This is a genomic window from Bacillus sp. 2D03 (assembly GCF_003946765.1).
Lineage (GTDB): Bacteria > Bacillota > Bacilli > Bacillales > Bacillaceae_G > Bacillus_A > Bacillus_A cereus.
This window is the reverse complement of sequence record NZ_RPSJ01000001.1, coordinates 418,682-435,400: the sequence shown is the minus strand read 5'-3', so window position 1 is coordinate 435,400 and position 16,719 is coordinate 418,682. Positions and strand designations below refer to the sequence as shown.

Sequence of the window (16,719 nt, the reverse complement as noted above, 5' to 3'; positions counted from 1 at the left end):
ATGAACAAACTACCTCACGAAACACGCGTTGTCATCGGAATGTCCGGTGGCGTCGATTCATCTGTAGCAGCACTTTTATTAAAAGAGCAAGGTTATGATGTAATCGGAATTTTTATGAAAAACTGGGATGATACAGATGAGAATGGTGTCTGCACAGCAACAGAAGATTACAATGATGTAATTGAAGTGTGTAACCAAATTGGTATTCCGTATTATGCAGTAAACTTTGAAAAACAATACTGGGATAAAGTATTTACGTACTTCTTAGATGAGTACCGAGCTGGTCGTACACCAAACCCAGATGTAATGTGTAATAAAGAAATTAAGTTTAAAGCATTTTTAGAGCATGCAATTGCGCTTGGTGCGGATTATGTGGCAACAGGCCATTATGCACGCGTTGCTTATATGGACGGCGAATATAAAATGCTTCGCGGTGTTGATGACAATAAAGATCAAACATATTTCTTAAATCAATTAAGCCAAGAGCAATTATCAAAAACAATGTTCCCGTTAGGTGAATTAAAGAAACCGCAAATTCGTGAAATGGCGAAAGAAGCTGGCTTAGCGACAGCGGCGAAAAAAGATAGTACAGGTATTTGCTTCATTGGTGAGCGTAACTTTAAAGATTTCTTAAGTAATTACTTACCGGCACAACCAGGTGTAATGCAAACATTATCTGGTGAAGTGAAAGGGAAGCATGACGGTTTAATGTATTATACAATTGGACAACGTCATGGCCTTGGAATTGGTGGTAATGGTGATCCATGGTTTGCTGTTGGAAAAAATCTAAAAGAAAACATTTTATATGTTGATCAAGGATTCCATAACGAACTTCTATATGGTGATGAAGTTATTGCTACGAATGTAGGATGGGTAAGTAACAAAGAAAAAGAAACAGAATTTAAGTGCACGGCGAAATTCCGTTATCGTCAAGAAGACAATAAAGTAACGGTTCAAATCGTTGATGAAAATACAGTTCGTATTCTTTGTGATGAGCCAATTCGTGCAATTACACCAGGACAAGCAGTCGTTTTCTATGATGGAGATGAGTGCTTAGGCGGTGCTACAATTGATGAAGTATACCGTAGTGGTAAGAAATTGGATTATTTAGGATAAATGAGAAGCCTCTGCCGATTAGCGGTTAGAGGTTTCTTTTACATAAAGCGAATTTTCGTTCGCTTGGAAAATACATTCTTTGTTATAATTTGTTGTAGAGGTGAAGGACATGTCAAACAAACTTGAAACAGGTATTCAATATATGCAAGAAGGAAACTGGGAAGAAGCAGCTAAAAATTTTACAGAAGCAATCGAAGAAAATCCGAAAGATGCGCTTGGATACATTAATTTTGCAAATTTATTAGATGTATTAGGTGATAGCGAGCGAGCGATTTTATTTTATAAACGTGCACTAGAGTTAGATGATAAATCTGCAGCAGCCTATTATGGTTTAGGAAATGTATATTATGGCCAAGAGCAATTTACTGAAGCGAAAGCTGTATTTGAACAAGCAATGCAAGCTGGATTACAATCAGCTGATGTAACATTTATGTTAGGTATCACACATGTACAGCTTGGAAATGATCGTCTTGCACTACCATTCTTACAAAGAGCAACAGAATTAGATGAAAACGATGTAGAAGCTGTATTCCAGTGCGGACTTTGCTTCGCGCGACTAGAACACGTTCAAGAGGCGAAACCTTATTTTGAAAAGGTATTAGAAATGGATGAGGAGCATGCAGATGCGTATTACAATTTAGGTGTTGCGTACGTATTTGAGGAAAATAATGAGAAGGCTCTCGCTTTATTTAAGAAAGCAACTGAAATTCAGCCAGATCACTTTTTAGCGGGTAATGGCGTTCGTTTATTAGAGCAAGAAGCTGAATAAGATAAAAATATAGTTTAATGGGTAGTTATCCCTCATCTAAAAAGGTGGGGGATGTACTGCTCATTAAAGTGAAAATACCGGAAAGGAGAGGAAAAATGGGAAATCAACATGCAATGGATTTGTTTGAGGAAGAGAAAAAGTTTATAAAAGCGCAAGTTCTTCATACCATTTTCCACAACGAAGAAAACCTCTATTCCGTTGTCAGTATGAAAGTCATTGAAACGAATGAAACGTATGACGAAAAGAAAGTAATGATAAACGGTCATTTTCCCCGCATGCATGAAGATGAAGTGTTTACATTGACAGGTCATTTTAAGGACCATCCAAAGTATGGAAAACAATATATGGTTGAAACATTTAAAAAAGAATTGCCGCAAACAAAAGCAGGTATGGTGCAATATTTAGCGAGTGATTTATTTAAAGGGATAGGAAAGCGTACAGCTGAAAAAATTGTAGACCATCTCGGAGAACATGCTATTTCTAAAATTATGGATGACCCTGAGGCATTAAATGGTGTTGTTAATAAACAAAAGGCTCAGGAAATATATGAGACAATTGTTGAACATCAAGGGTTAGAGAAAGTAATGAGCTTTTTAAATGGCTACGGTTTTGGAACGAAACTTTCTATTAAGATTTACCAGCAATATAAAGAGATGACATTAGAAGTGATTCGTAATAATCCGTATCAACTTATCGAAGAAGTGGACGGGATTGGTTTTGGAAGAGCGGATGATATAGGGCGTGCGTTAGGGATATCGGGTAATCATGACGACCGTGTACGCGCAGGATGTTTTTACACATTAGAGAATGTCTCATTACAACTTGGTCACGTTTATATGAGGAAAGATCAACTTGTAAGAGAAACGATGTCACTTTTAAACAATCAAGAAGGAAGAGTGACTGAGGAAGATATTATAGGTTGTATTGAAACGATGCAAAGTGAAGGGAAAGTCATCATAGAAGAAGAACGAGTGTATTTAGCAACGTTATTCTACTCTGAGAAAGGTGTTGTAAAGTCTATTCGCAGGCTTATGAATCAAGAAGAAACACCTTCATTTCCAGAAGCAGAAGTGTTAAAAACGTTAGGTGAAATTGAAGAACAACTGAACGTACAATATGCACCGTTTCAGCAAGAAGCAATTCAAACAGCACTTCATAAACCGATGATGTTATTGACAGGTGGACCAGGAACAGGGAAAACAACAGTTATTAAAGGGATTGTTGAAATGTATGCATCACTACACGGGTTATCGTTAAATCCGAATGAATACAGTGATGATAATCCATTTCCAATACTATTAACAGCTCCAACAGGAAGAGCAGCGAAGCGAATGAGTGAATCGACAGGACTTCCAGCTTGCACAATTCACCGTTTACTTGGTTGGACGCCAGAAGGATCTTTCCAGCGTAATGAAACGGATCCTGTCCAAGGTAAGCTCCTTATTATCGATGAATTTTCAATGGTTGATATTTGGCTTGCAAATCAGCTATTTAAGTCGTTGCCGACGAACATTCAAGTTATCGTTGTAGGTGATGAAGATCAGTTGCCATCTGTAGGACCTGGACAAGTATTAAAAGATTTATTAAATGCAGGTGCAGTTCCGACAGTGAAGCTTACTGAAATTTATCGTCAAGCGGAAGGCTCATCAGTGATTCAACTTGCCCATGCGATAAAAAATGGAACTCTACCACCAGATTTAGCACAAAATCAAAAAGATCGTTCATTTATCGGCTGTACAGGAGCTCAAATTGTTGAGGTTGTGAAAAAAGTTTGTGAAAATGCTAAAACAAAAGGCTTTAGCGCAAGAGATGTACAAGTATTAGCACCGATGTACCGCGGGCCTGCTGGTATTAATGTATTAAACGAAGCGCTGCAACAAGTATTTAATCCGAAGAGGGAAAAGAGTAAAGAAATTGCTTACGGTGATGTTGTGTACCGAAGAGGCGATAAAGTACTGCAACTCGTGAATCAGCCGGAGAGCCAAGTGTTTAATGGTGATATTGGGGAAATTGTTTCGGTGTTTTATGCGAAAGAAAACGTTGAGCAACAAGATATGATTATCGTTTCATTTGACGGAATTGAGGTAACGTATACGAAGCCCGATTTAAATCAAATTACGCATGCATATTGTTGTTCCATTCATAAATCACAAGGTAGTGAATTTCCGATTGTTATTATGCCAATCGTGAAAAGTTACAACCGTATGTTACGTCGTAATTTAATTTACACGGGCATTACAAGAAGTAAGAAGTTCCTTATTATTTGCGGAGAGGAAGCAGCTTTCCAATCTGGTGTAAATCGCCTTGATGATGCAATGCGTCAAACAACCTTAGCTAGTCGCTTGCAAGAATCACAAGGAGAAGTACAGATGGTCACAGTTAATGGCGAGGAAATGGACGTGGAAAACATTTCACCGTATGATTTCATGTAACAAGGTGAAATTATATAGTGAAACTTTCAAACGCATAGCGTTGAAAGGCTCCAGTAAAATGTATAAATGAATGCAGTTTGGACATAATGGCGAATAGAATCTGGGAGACTGTAAGGAGATGAAAGCCATATGTTTATTTGTCCAAATTGCAAAGGGAAAGACATTGGAAAAATAGGTGTCAACCAATTTTATTGCTGGAATTGTTATATCGAATTATCGGTTTCAAAGGGGAAAATCCATACGCATCAAGTTGAGGAAGATGGTTCACTAAGCTCTCTTGATGATTTATTTGATGAGAATGAAAGAACGATCGGATAACGAAAAGGGGGATTTACTTTGAATCTACGCAATTCATTAATCGCATTAGGTGTTGGAGCTGCAGCATATCAATATGCTCGTAAGCAAGATGTATTTTCAAAACGCAATATGAAAAAAGCACGTAAGATGATTAAGTCTTACTTATAATCATTTCGATAAAGTGAAAAACTCCCTTGTAGACAAGGGAGTTTTTTTATGCACCCATATGCAAATAAAAAAGTCCGATCTCTGAGAAAAGATAAGATAGACCGTAGCAGCCAACGCCAAGTATTCCATACTGCCATAATTGCTTCGCTTTTTCTTTACGTGAGGAATGAATAAAGAACCCCTTCCAAATACCGAACCCGATACAAATCCATTCAAGAATCATAAAAAGTGCTGATAATCCAAGCATAAACAAAACCATAATTAGCCCTCCTGATTATATTAATTCATGCTGTATTCTCAGGGGTGGTTGTCCTTGTTATGTTATTTATATGTACGTCTTTAAAAAACAGTATGGTCCGTATGAAAAGATTTTAAAAGTTTCGCACATAACCTACCCCATTTATTTTCAAAATAAAGGTGGAGGAGGTTTTTCATGTGAAGAATCTTAAAATCATTTGGATATATCGTTTAGGATTATTGTTACTTGTTTTTCTTTGTCTGCTCGTCTTTTTAAAAATTAAGCCGCTATGGGCACCGATTATTTTTGTATTTAAAGTAGCGATTACGCCGTTTCTTATCGCGTGTTTTATTGCGTATTTATTGCACCCTTTAATTGAAAAAATTCATAAGGAAGGGATGCCCCGTACACTTGCCATTTTGCTCATTTATATCCTTTTCTTTGGCGGAATTGGTTATGGGATTTATAAAGGAACACCAGTCGTTATTAAGCAGTTACAAGAGATTAATGAACAATTTCCGCAGTTTACAAAAATGTACGATTCGTGGATGGATGGCGTTACAGAACAAACGGCGAATTTCCCTTCGTTCATTCATGAAAAGGTGAAACAACTTTTTGTGGGTGTGGAAACGAAGATTCAAGCGCTTTTAAATAAAGTGATGAGTACAGCTCGTGGTGTACTCGATTCATTGCTCATTATTTTCTTAATACCGTTCATTGTATTTTACATATTAAAAGATTATGGTGAGTTTTATCATATCTTTTGGAAACTAGTCCCAAGTAAATGGCGAGGTACGGGGCAAATGCTTGCGAAAGAAATTGATAAATCACTTGGAAGTTATATTCGAGGACAGTTATTTGTTTGTTTAGTATTAGGGGGAGTATCAGCTCTTTCTTTTTGGTTTATCGGTATGAAATATCCATTATTGCTTGGCATTATTATTGGGGTAACGGATATAATCCCGTACTTCGGTCCTATTTTAGGAGCAATCCCGACGTTAATGATTGCAGCAACAGTATCAACGAGTTTACTTATTAAGGCGGGGATCACAATTGCGATTTTGCAATTTGTGGAGAGTAACATTTTATCGCCTTACATCGTTGGTAAGTCACTTCGTATGCATCCCGTTATTATTATGCTTGCCTTACTAGTTGGGGGAGAGGTAGCTGGGATTGTAGGATTGCTAATATCGGTTCCGATTTTAGCAGTTATTCGCACTGTCACTGTTCATGTGAGACCGCTCTTGAAAAAAGAAGATGTGTAAGTATAGAAGCCCTCTATGTAAGAAATAGAGGGCTAATCATATATTTATTTAGAAAGCTGCTCGTGTATCTTTTGAACGAGGGAGCTCACATCATTTGTTTGAATATGTTTTATTTTTTTCCATTCGTTATCATACATAAATACAATTTGATTGTTGAAAAGACGCTTTTGTTCTTTTAGATTAGAAATTTTTGCGAAAGAGTACTCTTCAAATATTGGATTCTTACTTACATCTGGCCCATAAAAGAATAGCCTTTTGTTCGTTAAAATTAGCAATCCTGGCCTTGCGACGGAACGATAAATAAATATGTCTAATGAACATGCTGCGTAAAATAATATCGTTTCGTCAGTCGCTAATATGTTTTTAGCTTTGCTAAGTAAGGTTGTCATTGTGATCGCTCCTTTATTTTATTAACAATAATTTAATTATAACAAAAAAAGTAATATTTAGAAATTTTTATAAATTATTCTTATAAGGAGATTCCGATTTATTAATAAATGCATACTATATGAAAAGGCTGTTAAGAATGAATAGTAGAATACTTATGATTAATAAGTAATTAATCCAATATAAATGATTATCTACATTGACAAACTTAAGAGAATTCTATTATATTTAGTCATATAATACATTAAATCAATGACGGAACAAGTACGTTACAGTCCATTTATAGAGAGAAGCTTCCATATGGCTGAAAGAAGCTTTAAATGAAGGGTAACAGAAAGCTAATCCTGAGAGCAGCTAATCACTGCCGTCTTGCCACGTTACGGCACCATGAGGTGATGAATTGATTGTTATTGTAATCAATTCATAATTAGGGTGGTATCGCGAGTTAACTCTCGTCCCTTTATAGGGACGGGAGTTTTTTATATTTAAGGAGGAAAATACAATGAAACAACTAACAGGCGCACAAATTCGTCAAATGTTTTTAGACTTTTTCCAAGAAAAAGGACATGCAGTAGAACCTAGTGCATCACTAGTTCCGCATGAAGATCCATCTCTGTTATGGATTAACAGTGGTGTAGCGACATTAAAAAAATATTTTGATGGACGTGTAATCCCGCAAAATCCACGTATTACAAATGCCCAAAAATCAATTCGTACAAACGATATTGAAAACGTAGGGAAAACAGCTCGCCACCATACATTCTTTGAAATGTTAGGAAACTTCTCAATCGGTGATTACTTTAAAGAAGAAGCAATTACTTGGGCTTGGGAATTCTTAACGAGCGACAAATGGATCGGATTCGATAAAGAATTACTATCAGTTACAATCCATCCAGAAGATGAAGAAGCATTCACAATTTGGAATGAGAAAATGGGCGTTCCAAAAGAGCGTATTATCCGCTTAGAAGAAAACTTCTGGGATATCGGTGAAGGCCCAAGTGGACCGAATACAGAGATTTTCTATGACCGCGGAGAAGCTTACGGTAATGACTTTAGTGACCCAGAATTATATCCAGGCGGAGAAAACGAACGTTACTTAGAAGTATGGAACCTTGTATTCTCTCAATTTAACCATAATCCAGACGGTTCATATACACCACTTCCTAAGAAAAACATTGATACAGGGATGGGTCTAGAGCGTATGACATCTATCGTTCAAGATGTGCCTACAAACTTTGATACAGACCTATTCATGCCGATGATTGGTGCAACAGAAACAATTTCTGGTGAAAAATATCGTAATGGCGATTTAGAAAAAGATATGGCATTCAAAGTAATTGCTGACCATATCCGTACAGTAACATTCGCTGTTGGTGACGGTGCTCTTCCATCTAACGAAGGCCGTGGTTATGTATTACGTCGTTTATTACGCCGCGCTGTTCGTTATTCGAAGAAATTAAACATCAACCGTCCATTTATGTTTGAATTAGTACCGGTTGTTGGAGAAGTAATGAAAGACTTCTATCCAGAAGTACTTGAAAAGAAAGATTTCATTGCGAAAGTTGTGAAGAACGAAGAAGAGCGTTTCCATGAAACACTTCATGATGGTGAAGCGATTTTAGCTGAAGTAATTGCAAAAGCAAAAGAAGAAAAAACAACTGTTATTTCTGGAGTAGATGCGTTCCGTCTATATGACACATACGGTTTCCCAATTGAATTAACAGAAGAATATGCAGAAGAAGCTGGCATGACAGTTGATCATGAAGGTTTTGAAAATGAAATGGAAAAACAACGTGAGCGTGCACGTGCTGCTCGTCAAGACGTTGATTCTATGCAAGTTCAAGGTGGTGTCCTTGGAGAAATTAAAGTAGCGAGCGAATTCGTTGGTTACGGTACAGTTGCAGCAGAAAGTAACGTTGTTGCACTTGTGAAAAACGGCGAATACACAGACAGCTTACAAGCTGGTGAAGAAGGACAGTTAATTCTTGATGTAACACCATTCTATGCTGAGAGCGGTGGACAAATTGCAGACCGTGGTTACCTTCTTGCAGATGGTGTGAAAGTTCTTGTAAAAGACGTACAAAAAGCACCAAACGGCCAAAACTTGCATAAAGTTGTTGTTGAAGAAGGAACATTAACGAAAGATGCGGCTGTAAAAGCTATTATCGATACGAAAAATCGTAGTAGCGTTGTAAAAAATCATACAGCAACTCATTTACTACACCAAGCATTAAAAGACGTACTTGGAACACACGTTAACCAAGCAGGTTCTCTTGTAACTTCTGAACGTCTACGCTTTGACTTCTCTCACTTCGGTCAAGTACAAGCTGACGAATTAGAAAAAATTGAGCGTATGGTAAACGAGAAAATTTGGGAAAGTATTGATGTTGAGATTTCTCAAAAAGCAATTGAAGAAGCGAAAGAAATGGGCGCAATGGCATTATTCGGTGAAAAATACGGAGATGTTGTACGCGTTGTACAAGTTGGCGATTACAGCTTAGAGCTTTGTGGTGGTTGTCACGTTGATAATACAGCTTCTATCGGTATTTTCAAAATCGTTGCTGAATCTGGTATCGGTGCAGGAACTCGTCGTATTGAAGCAGTAACTGGTAAGTCTGCATACGAATTAATGAACGATCAAGTAGGTTTATTAAAAGAAGCAGCAGGAAAAATGAAAACAAATCCGAAAGATATTTTAACAAGAGTTGATGGTCTATTTGCTGAAGTGAAACAACTGCAAAAAGAAAATGAATCTCTTGCTGCGAAATTAAGCAATATCGAAGCTGGAAACTTAACTGATTCTGTAATGACAGTTGATGGGGTGAATGTATTAGCAGCGAAAGTAAATGTTGCAGATATGAACAACTTACGTACGATGATGGATGACTTGAAAAATAAATTAGAGTCAGCAGTTGTTGTATTAGCGTCTGTTAATGACGATAAAGTAAACATCCTAGCAGGTGTAACGAAAGACTTAATTAGCCAAGGTTACCATGCTGGTAAACTTGTGAAAGAAGTAGCTTCTCGTTGCGGCGGTGGCGGTGGCGGCCGTCCTGATATGGCACAAGCAGGGGGTAAAAACCCAGCTCAAGTCGAAGAAGCTTTAGCATTTGTACAAGAGTACGTTAAATCTGTTTCAAAATAAAGAGATAGTAGTGTACAATGGTAGGGAGAGGAGAAGTTCTTCTCCCTATACTTACTATATAAGTGAGGTGCTTGAAATGGACGGTTTTGATAAAACAATGAAGTTTAGCATTCAAGATGAAAAACAGAGTGTCCATGTAAATGATGTACTTTTAACTGTGTATGATGCACTTCAAGAAAAAGGCTATAATCCGATTAACCAAATCGTCGGTTATTTATTAAGTGGAGACCCAGCATACATACCTCGCCATAAAGATGCACGTAGCATCATTCGCAAGCTTGAACGTGATGAGTTAATTGAAGAGCTTGTGAAGTCTTACTTGAAACATCATCGTGAGGAGTAGTTTATGCGGATATTAGGTTTAGATGTAGGTACAAAAACAGTCGGAGTTGCAATTAGCGACGAAATGGGCTGGACAGCACAAGGATTAGAAACAATTAAGATTAACGAAGAACGAGGTCACTTTGGTTTTGATCGTATTTCTGAGTTAGTAAAGCAGTACAATGTGGACAAGATAGTAGTAGGTTTACCTAAAAATATGAATGGTACAATTGGCCCGCGTGGTGAAGCGTGCCAACAATTTGCAGAAAACCTACGAGAGCTGTTACAATTAGACGTTGTAATGTGGGACGAGCGTTTGTCAACAATGGCAGCGGAACGTCTGCTCATTTCAGCCGATGTAAGCCGTAAGAAGCGAAAGCAAGTAATTGATAAGATGGCTGCAGTCGTAATCTTACAAGGATTTTTAGATAGTAAATAAGAGGTGACCAAAATGGAAGAAAATCAAATTACAATTGTAGACGAAAAAGGTAACGAACATTTATGTGAAATTATTTTCACTTTTGACGCTGAAAAATTTGGAAAAAAATCATACGTAGTCTTCTCTCCAATCGGTGAAGTAGACGAAGATGGAGACCAAATTTATGATGCAATGGCTTATGAGCAAAATGAAGAAGAGGGCGGAACTTTACTTCCAATCGAATCTGAAGAAGAGTGGGAAATGGTACAAGAAATGTTCAACACTCTAGCTGATGAGCAAGAAGCTGAATAATAAGTACTGAAAAGATGGACGACATACAGTCCATCTTTTTTTTGTATTTATATGTAAAATGAAAGATTTTTTGTCGAAACTGTGTAAGTCTTTGTAGTATAATGAGACGGATTGTAGAAAAATAAAGTGTCAATTAAAAAAGATAAGTGAATTTTTTGCGTTTTTACATCGTGCTGTATAGAAAGGTGTACATACGGTCTACAATTAAGTAAGGAGGAAATGTTTTGATAGAGAATCAAGTGAAAAAGAAGCGTAGACGTATCTTTTTATTTTCGATTATTGCACTGCTTTTAGTTTGTGGTTCAGTCTATGCGTATATTTCATCCGCATTAGGACCAGTTGATAGCGGGAATAAAAAAGAGATTGAAGTAGAAATTCCGAAAGGATCATCTACAAGTAAAATTGGAGAAATTTTAGAAGAAAAAGGTGCTGTGAAAAACGGTACAGTTTTTAGTTTTTATACAAAGGCTAAATCGAAAAGTTTACAAGCAGGTACATATTTATTAAACCCTTCAATGAGTGCTGAAGATGTGATCGAACAAATGTCATCTGGCAATGTGCATCGTCCAGCTCTTTATAAAGTGACGATTAAAGAAGGGGCGCAAGTAACTGAAATTGCAGAAACGATTGCGACAGAACTAAAGTGGAATAAAGATGATGTTACGCGTCAATTAAACGATAAAGCATTTATTCAAAAAATGCAGCAAAAGTATCCGAAGTTATTAACGGATAAAATCTTTGATAGCAATATTAAATACCCATTAGAAGGTTATTTATATCCTGCAACGTATTCGTTTTATAAGAAAGATACGACGTTAGAAGAAATTGTAATTCTAATGCTTGAGAAAACAAATGCAATCATTGTTCAAAATGAGGCGACAATGAAAGCGAAGAATTGGGATGTTCATCAGCTTTTAACATTATCTTCACTTATTGAAGAAGAGGCAACTGGTTTTACAGATCGTCAAAAGATCTCTAGTGTCTTTTATAATCGTTTAGCAAAAGGTATGCCGCTTCAAACGGATCCAACGGTATTATATGCACTTGGAAAGCATAAACAACGTGTATTATACGAAGATTTAAAGGTCAACTCACCGTACAATACGTATGTTGTAAAAGGATTGCCGGTAGGGCCAATCGCAAACTCTGGTAGACATTCAGTAGAAGCTGCGTTAGAACCTGCGCAAACAGATTATTATTATTTCTTAGCTGCACCAAGTGGTGAAGTGTACTATGCGAAAACATTAGAAGAGCATAATGCATTAAAGCAAAAATACATTACGAAAAAACAGTGAAATGGGGAGGGATAGCGAAAAAAGTCGCACATCCCTCTTTTTTGTGGTAAAATATATCGGGTTAAAAACTGGCAGAAGAATCGTTTTTAATATCAAAACGGGACGTACAAGCTAAGGGTAAAGCTGGCTTGTATTTTTATTGCATTCTATGTGTGAAAAGACGTCATAGAGGCACTTCTCCATGTAAATAAGGAGGACCATTTATGGAGGATGCAGTTAACGAGTACCTATTATCATTTATTGATCCGAAAGATAAATTAATTCTTGAAATGGAAGAATATGCAACAGAAAATCATGTGCCGATTATGGATCGACTTGGAATGGAATTTATGCTGCAATTTTTACGTTTAATTGGACCGAAAAGCATTTTAGAACTTGGAACAGCAATCGGTTATTCTAGTATTCGTATGATGCAAGCTATTCCAAATTCACGTATTGTGACAGTTGAGCGCAATCGTGAGCGATATGAAAAAGCACTTGAATATATAGAACGTTCCCCAGTAACAGATCGTATTTCAGTTATTTACGGTGATGCGTTAGAGACAGGTGAACAAGTAAAAGAACACGGGACATTTGACGTTATTTTTATTGATGCAGCAAAAGGACAGTATCGTCGCTTTTTTGACTTATATGAACCGTTATTAAATCCTGGTGGCGTAATTATTTCAGATAATGTTATGTACCACGGTCTTGTAACGACAAAAGAGAAAATTGAAAACAGACGTACACGTGGTTTAATCCGTCGTATTAAGACGTACAATGAGTGGCTTATGAACCATGAAGGATATGATACAACGATTTTCCCAATTGGTGATGGAGTAGCTGTTAGTAAAAAGAGAGGGTGACCAAGGTATGAAGAAACCTGAATTGTTAGTAACGCCAAGAGCGGTGGCGGATATCGAACAACTTGCGAAAGCAGGAGCAGATGCGGTAATGATCGGTGAGCAAAAGTTTGGTTTACGTTTAGCAGGGGAGTTTTCACGTGAAGATGTAAAACAAGCTGTGAAGATTGCACATGAAAATGGTGTGAAAGTATACGTAGCCATGAACGCTATGTTCCACAACGATAAAGTAGAAGAATTAATAGATTACGTTTCATTTTTAAACGAAGTAAATGTAGATGCAATTGTTTTCGGAGATCCAGCGGTATTAATGGCTGTTCGTGAAGTAGCACCAAATATGCAGTTGCACTGGAATACAGAAACGACAGCAACAAACTGGTTCACTTGTAATTACTGGGGACAAAGAGGATCAAAGCGTGCTGTATTAGCTCGTGAGCTTAGCTTAGATGAAATTGTTGATTTAAAAGAAAATGCTGAAGTGGAACTGGAAGTACAAATTCACGGTATGACTTGTATGTTCCAATCGAAGCGTTCATTAGTAGGAAACTACTTTGAGTATCAAGGACGTAATCTTGACATTGAAAAGAAAAAATATGAAGAGAATATGTTCTTATATGACCCAGAGCGTAACAATAAATATCCAATTTATGAAGATGAAAATGGTACTCACATTATGAGTCCGAACGACATTTGTTTCATCGATGAATTAGAGGAACTAATCGATGCTGAAGTTGATAGCTTAAAAATCGACGGTGTACTAAAAAGCTCTGAATACATTATTGAAGTAACGAAGAAATATCGTCAAGCGATTGATTTATGCGTAGAAGATCGTGATGCATATTATGACGTGAAAGATGATCTATATAAAGAAATAGAAGAAATGCAACCAGTAAATCGTCCGTTAGATACAGGATTCTTCTTTAAAGAAACGGTTTACTAAACGAGGAGGGTGTAGGAAATGACTGTACAAGAAATTTCACGAGTGATCGATGGCAAACGTGTTATTGTGAAGAAACCTGAACTGTTAATCCCTGCGGGTAACTTAGAAAAATTAAAAGTAGCTATCCATTACGGGGCAGATGCTGTATATTTAGGTGGACAAGAATTTGGTCTTCGTTCGAATGCAGGTAACTTTACGCTAGAAGAAATGGCAGAAGGCGTTGAGTTTGCAAAGAAGTATGGAGCAAAAATATACGTAACAACAAATATCTTTGCACATAATGAAAATATGGACGGGCTAGAGGAATATTTAAAAGGGATTGAAAAAGCTGGCGTAACGGGAATTATCGTTGCTGATCCACTTATCATTGAGACTTGTAAACGCGTAGCGCCTTCTGTTGAGGTGCATTTAAGCACACAGCAATCACTATCCAACTGGAAAGCAGCACAGTATTGGAAAGAAGAAGGTTTACATCGCCTTGTATTAGCTCGTGAAGCAAGCTATGAAGAAATGAAAGAAATTAAAGAAAAAGTGGATATTGAAATTGAAGCATTCGTCCATGGTGCAATGTGTATCGCATATTCAGGAAGATGTACATTAAGTAACCATATGACAGCGCGTGATTCTAATCGTGGTGGTTGTTGCCAATCTTGCCGCTGGGATTATGATTTAGTTCAAACAGTATCACAACATAAAGATGCAAAAGAGCTTCCTCTATTCCAAGAAGGAGATGCTCACTTTGCGATGAGTCCAAAAGATTTAAATTTAATTTTATCAATTCCAAAAATGATTGAAATCGGAATCGATAGCTTAAAGGTAGAAGGACGTATGAAATCAATCCATTACGTAGCGACTGTAGCAACTGTATATCGTAAAGTAATTGATGCGTATTGTGCGGATCCAGATAACTTTGAGTTTAAACAAGAATGGTTAGATGAGCTTGATAAATGTGCAAATCGTGATACAGCTCCTGCATTCTTTGAAGGGGTTCCAGGACATCAAGAGCAAATGTTTGGAAATCATAGTAAGAAAACAACGTATGATTTTGCTGGTTTAGTGTTAGATTATAATGAAGAAACGGGCATCGTAACGATTGAGCAACGTAATCATTTCAAACCAGGACATGAAGTGGAGTTCTTTGGACCAGAAATAGAAAACTTTACGCAAACGGTGGAGAAAATTTGGGATGAGGATGGAAACGAATTAGATGCAGCGAGACATCCGTTGCAAATCGTGAAATTCAAAGTGGATCAACGAGTGTATGTGAATAATATGATGCGCAAAAGCATACTTCAATAAGAAAGAGTGATAGTCGAATGGGGACGAATAAGCCTGTTGTAATTGGAATTGCTGGTGGTTCGGGATCAGGTAAAACGAGTGTAACGAAAGCGATTTTTGACCATTTTAAAGGTCATTCTATTTTAATCTTAGAGCAAGATTATTATTACAAAGATCAAAGCCATTTACCAATGGAAGAGCGTTTAAAAACAAATTATGATCATCCGCTTGCGTTTGATAATGATCTGTTAATTGAACATTTGCAGCAGTTGCTTGCATATGAGCAAATTGATAAGCCTGTATATGACTATACATTGCATACGCGTTCAGAAGAAATTATTCCGGTTGAGCCGAAAGATGTAATTATTTTAGAAGGAATTCTTATTTTAGAAGACCCACGTCTTTGCGAGTTAATGGACATTAAATTATTCGTTGATACGGATGCTGACCTTCGTATTCTGCGCCGCATGCAACGTGATATTAAAGAGCGCGGTCGTACGATGGATTCAGTTATTGATCAGTACGTAAATGTTGTACGTCCAATGCACAATCAATTTATTGAGCCTTCTAAGAAATTTGCGGATATTATTATCCCTGAAGGTGGACAAAACCACGTTGCAATTGATATTATGGTGACAAAAATTGCAACAATTCTTGAACAAAAAGTAAATTTGTAATAGCATAGTAAAAGATATACGGTAGGAAGGGATTTTTTCCCTTCTTATCGAATACAATGAAACATGCAACCTCATCTATATATAGGTGAGGGCATATTTATATCAACTTTCCATACATATCTTCTTTATATAAAGAAGAATTGGAAATACGGGGTTGTATGTGACAACTCCGCTAGTGCAAGGGTACTAGAAACCTCCGCTAACAATGGAAGCGGAGGAGTTTTCATATGGAACTCCTCTTTTTTTCAGGGGATTGGTATATAAAAGGAGTGGAAAATATGTCAACAGAAAAAACATACCCTATGACGCAAGAGGGTAAGCAAAAACTAGAGAACGAACTTGAGCAATTAAAAACAGTAAGACGTAAAGAAGTAGTAGAACGTATTAAAATCGCACGTAGCTTCGGGGATCTTTCTGAGAACTCTGAGTACGATGCAGCGAAAGATGAGCAAGCGTTCGTAGAAGGACGTATTACACAATTAGAAAATATGATTCGTAACGCAGTTATCATTAAAGATACTGGCGAAGTATCTACTGTTGTTACATTAGGTAAAACAGTAACATTTAAAGAATTACCAAACGGAGATGAAGAAGCGTATACAATCGTAGGTAGCGCGGAAGCTGATCCATTCGAAGGAAGAATTTCTAACGATTCTCCAATCGCAAAAAGCTTATTAGGTAAGCAAATTGGTGAGAAAGTAACAATCCAAACACCAGGCGGAGAAATGCAAGTAGAGATTGTCTCTGTAAAATAAAAAAAGATTCTCCTATCGGGAGAATCTTTTTTTTATCCCGCTATTTGCCAGACAGTAAGACCAC

The 16,719-nt window shown here is 37.1% G+C and carries 18 protein-coding genes and 1 other annotated feature; of the genes, 16 read left to right on the top strand and 2 right to left on the bottom strand.

Annotated features, from left to right (window positions below):
* The 5 genes from mnmA (at position 1) to EBQ15_RS02530 (ending at position 4,782) form a co-directional block, all read left to right on the top strand.
* Complete coding sequence (gene mnmA / locus EBQ15_RS02550) at positions 1-1,116, top strand: tRNA 2-thiouridine(34) synthase MnmA (RefSeq protein ID WP_001038010.1); 1,116 nt, start codon at positions 1-3, stop codon at positions 1,114-1,116.
* 109 nt (positions 1,117-1,225) lie between these two features.
* Positions 1,226-1,885, top strand: coding sequence for a tetratricopeptide repeat protein (locus EBQ15_RS02545; RefSeq protein ID WP_000066409.1), 660 nt, complete (start codon positions 1,226-1,228; stop codon positions 1,883-1,885).
* A 95-nt stretch (positions 1,886-1,980) separates the two neighbouring features.
* The gene (gene recD2 / locus EBQ15_RS02540) at positions 1,981-4,317 is read left to right on the top strand and encodes an SF1B family DNA helicase RecD2 (protein WP_000528086.1); all 2,337 of its coding nucleotides are present in this window, start codon (positions 1,981-1,983) and stop codon (positions 4,315-4,317) included.
* A gap of 129 nt (positions 4,318-4,446) precedes the next feature.
* Positions 4,447-4,635 (top strand): hypothetical protein, encoded by a 189-nt coding sequence (locus EBQ15_RS02535; protein ID WP_000469281.1) that lies wholly within the window; start codon positions 4,447-4,449, stop codon positions 4,633-4,635.
* A gap of 18 nt (positions 4,636-4,653) precedes the next feature.
* Positions 4,654-4,782 carry a YrzQ family protein gene (locus EBQ15_RS02530; RefSeq protein ID WP_001053553.1) on the top strand — a complete coding sequence of 43 codons (129 nt, stop codon included), beginning with the start codon at positions 4,654-4,656 and terminating at the stop codon, positions 4,780-4,782.
* Positions 4,783-4,828: 46 nt separating this feature from the next.
* Here EBQ15_RS02530 and EBQ15_RS02525 read toward each other — a convergent pair whose 3' ends face one another.
* Entirely contained in the window at positions 4,829-5,041 is a 213-nt protein-coding gene (locus EBQ15_RS02525; protein ID WP_000242535.1) for a hypothetical protein, read from the bottom strand.
* A gap of 176 nt (positions 5,042-5,217) precedes the next feature.
* Between EBQ15_RS02525 and EBQ15_RS02520 the strand changes: the two genes are divergently transcribed.
* Positions 5,218-6,285, top strand: coding sequence for an AI-2E family transporter (locus EBQ15_RS02520; RefSeq protein WP_000793130.1), 1,068 nt, complete (start codon positions 5,218-5,220; stop codon positions 6,283-6,285).
* A gap of 44 nt (positions 6,286-6,329) precedes the next feature.
* Here the strand turns inward: EBQ15_RS02520 and EBQ15_RS02515 are convergent, their stop codons facing one another.
* Complete coding sequence (locus EBQ15_RS02515) at positions 6,330-6,674, bottom strand: PH domain-containing protein (RefSeq protein ID WP_000209579.1); 345 nt, start codon at positions 6,672-6,674, stop codon at positions 6,330-6,332.
* 241 nt (positions 6,675-6,915) lie between these two features.
* Positions 6,916-7,135: a binding site (T-box leader), on the top strand.
* A 39-nt stretch (positions 7,136-7,174) separates the two neighbouring features.
* On the opposite strand from EBQ15_RS02515, the gene alaS reads away from it, so the two are divergent.
* From alaS to greA, 10 genes are all read left to right on the top strand, one after another.
* Complete coding sequence (gene alaS / locus EBQ15_RS02510) at positions 7,175-9,817, top strand: alanine--tRNA ligase (RefSeq protein ID WP_000811820.1); 2,643 nt, start codon at positions 7,175-7,177, stop codon at positions 9,815-9,817.
* Positions 9,818-9,893: 76 nt separating this feature from the next.
* Positions 9,894-10,160, top strand: coding sequence for an IreB family regulatory phosphoprotein (locus tag EBQ15_RS02505; RefSeq protein WP_000348590.1), 267 nt, complete (start codon positions 9,894-9,896; stop codon positions 10,158-10,160).
* Positions 10,161-10,163: 3 nt separating this feature from the next.
* Positions 10,164-10,577 carry a Holliday junction resolvase RuvX gene (ruvX, locus tag EBQ15_RS02500; protein WP_001221193.1) on the top strand — a complete coding sequence of 138 codons (414 nt, stop codon included), beginning with the start codon at positions 10,164-10,166 and terminating at the stop codon, positions 10,575-10,577.
* Between the two features lie 12 nt (positions 10,578-10,589).
* Positions 10,590-10,868, top strand: coding sequence for a DUF1292 domain-containing protein (locus EBQ15_RS02495; RefSeq protein WP_000392247.1), 279 nt, complete (start codon positions 10,590-10,592; stop codon positions 10,866-10,868).
* 224 nt (positions 10,869-11,092) lie between these two features.
* On the top strand, positions 11,093-12,163 hold the full coding sequence (mltG, locus tag EBQ15_RS02490) for an endolytic transglycosylase MltG (protein WP_000572142.1): 1,071 nt from the start codon (positions 11,093-11,095) through the stop codon (positions 12,161-12,163).
* 203 nt (positions 12,164-12,366) lie between these two features.
* Positions 12,367-13,008 (top strand): O-methyltransferase, encoded by a 642-nt coding sequence (locus EBQ15_RS02485; protein ID WP_000389102.1) that lies wholly within the window; start codon positions 12,367-12,369, stop codon positions 13,006-13,008.
* A 7-nt stretch (positions 13,009-13,015) separates the two neighbouring features.
* Complete coding sequence (locus tag EBQ15_RS02480) at positions 13,016-13,945, top strand: peptidase U32 family protein (RefSeq protein WP_000742805.1); 930 nt, start codon at positions 13,016-13,018, stop codon at positions 13,943-13,945.
* Positions 13,946-13,963: 18 nt separating this feature from the next.
* A complete protein-coding gene (locus tag EBQ15_RS02475; protein ID WP_000217974.1) occupies positions 13,964-15,244 on the top strand; it encodes a peptidase U32 family protein in 1,281 nt (426 codons plus the stop codon).
* Between the two features lie 17 nt (positions 15,245-15,261).
* The gene (udk, locus tag EBQ15_RS02470) at positions 15,262-15,900 is read left to right on the top strand and encodes a uridine kinase (RefSeq protein WP_000537078.1); all 639 of its coding nucleotides are present in this window, start codon (positions 15,262-15,264) and stop codon (positions 15,898-15,900) included.
* Positions 15,901-16,178: 278 nt separating this feature from the next.
* A complete protein-coding gene (greA, locus tag EBQ15_RS02465) occupies positions 16,179-16,655 on the top strand; it encodes a transcription elongation factor GreA (RefSeq protein WP_000102591.1) in 477 nt (158 codons plus the stop codon).
* Positions 16,656-16,719 lie beyond the last annotated feature (64 nt).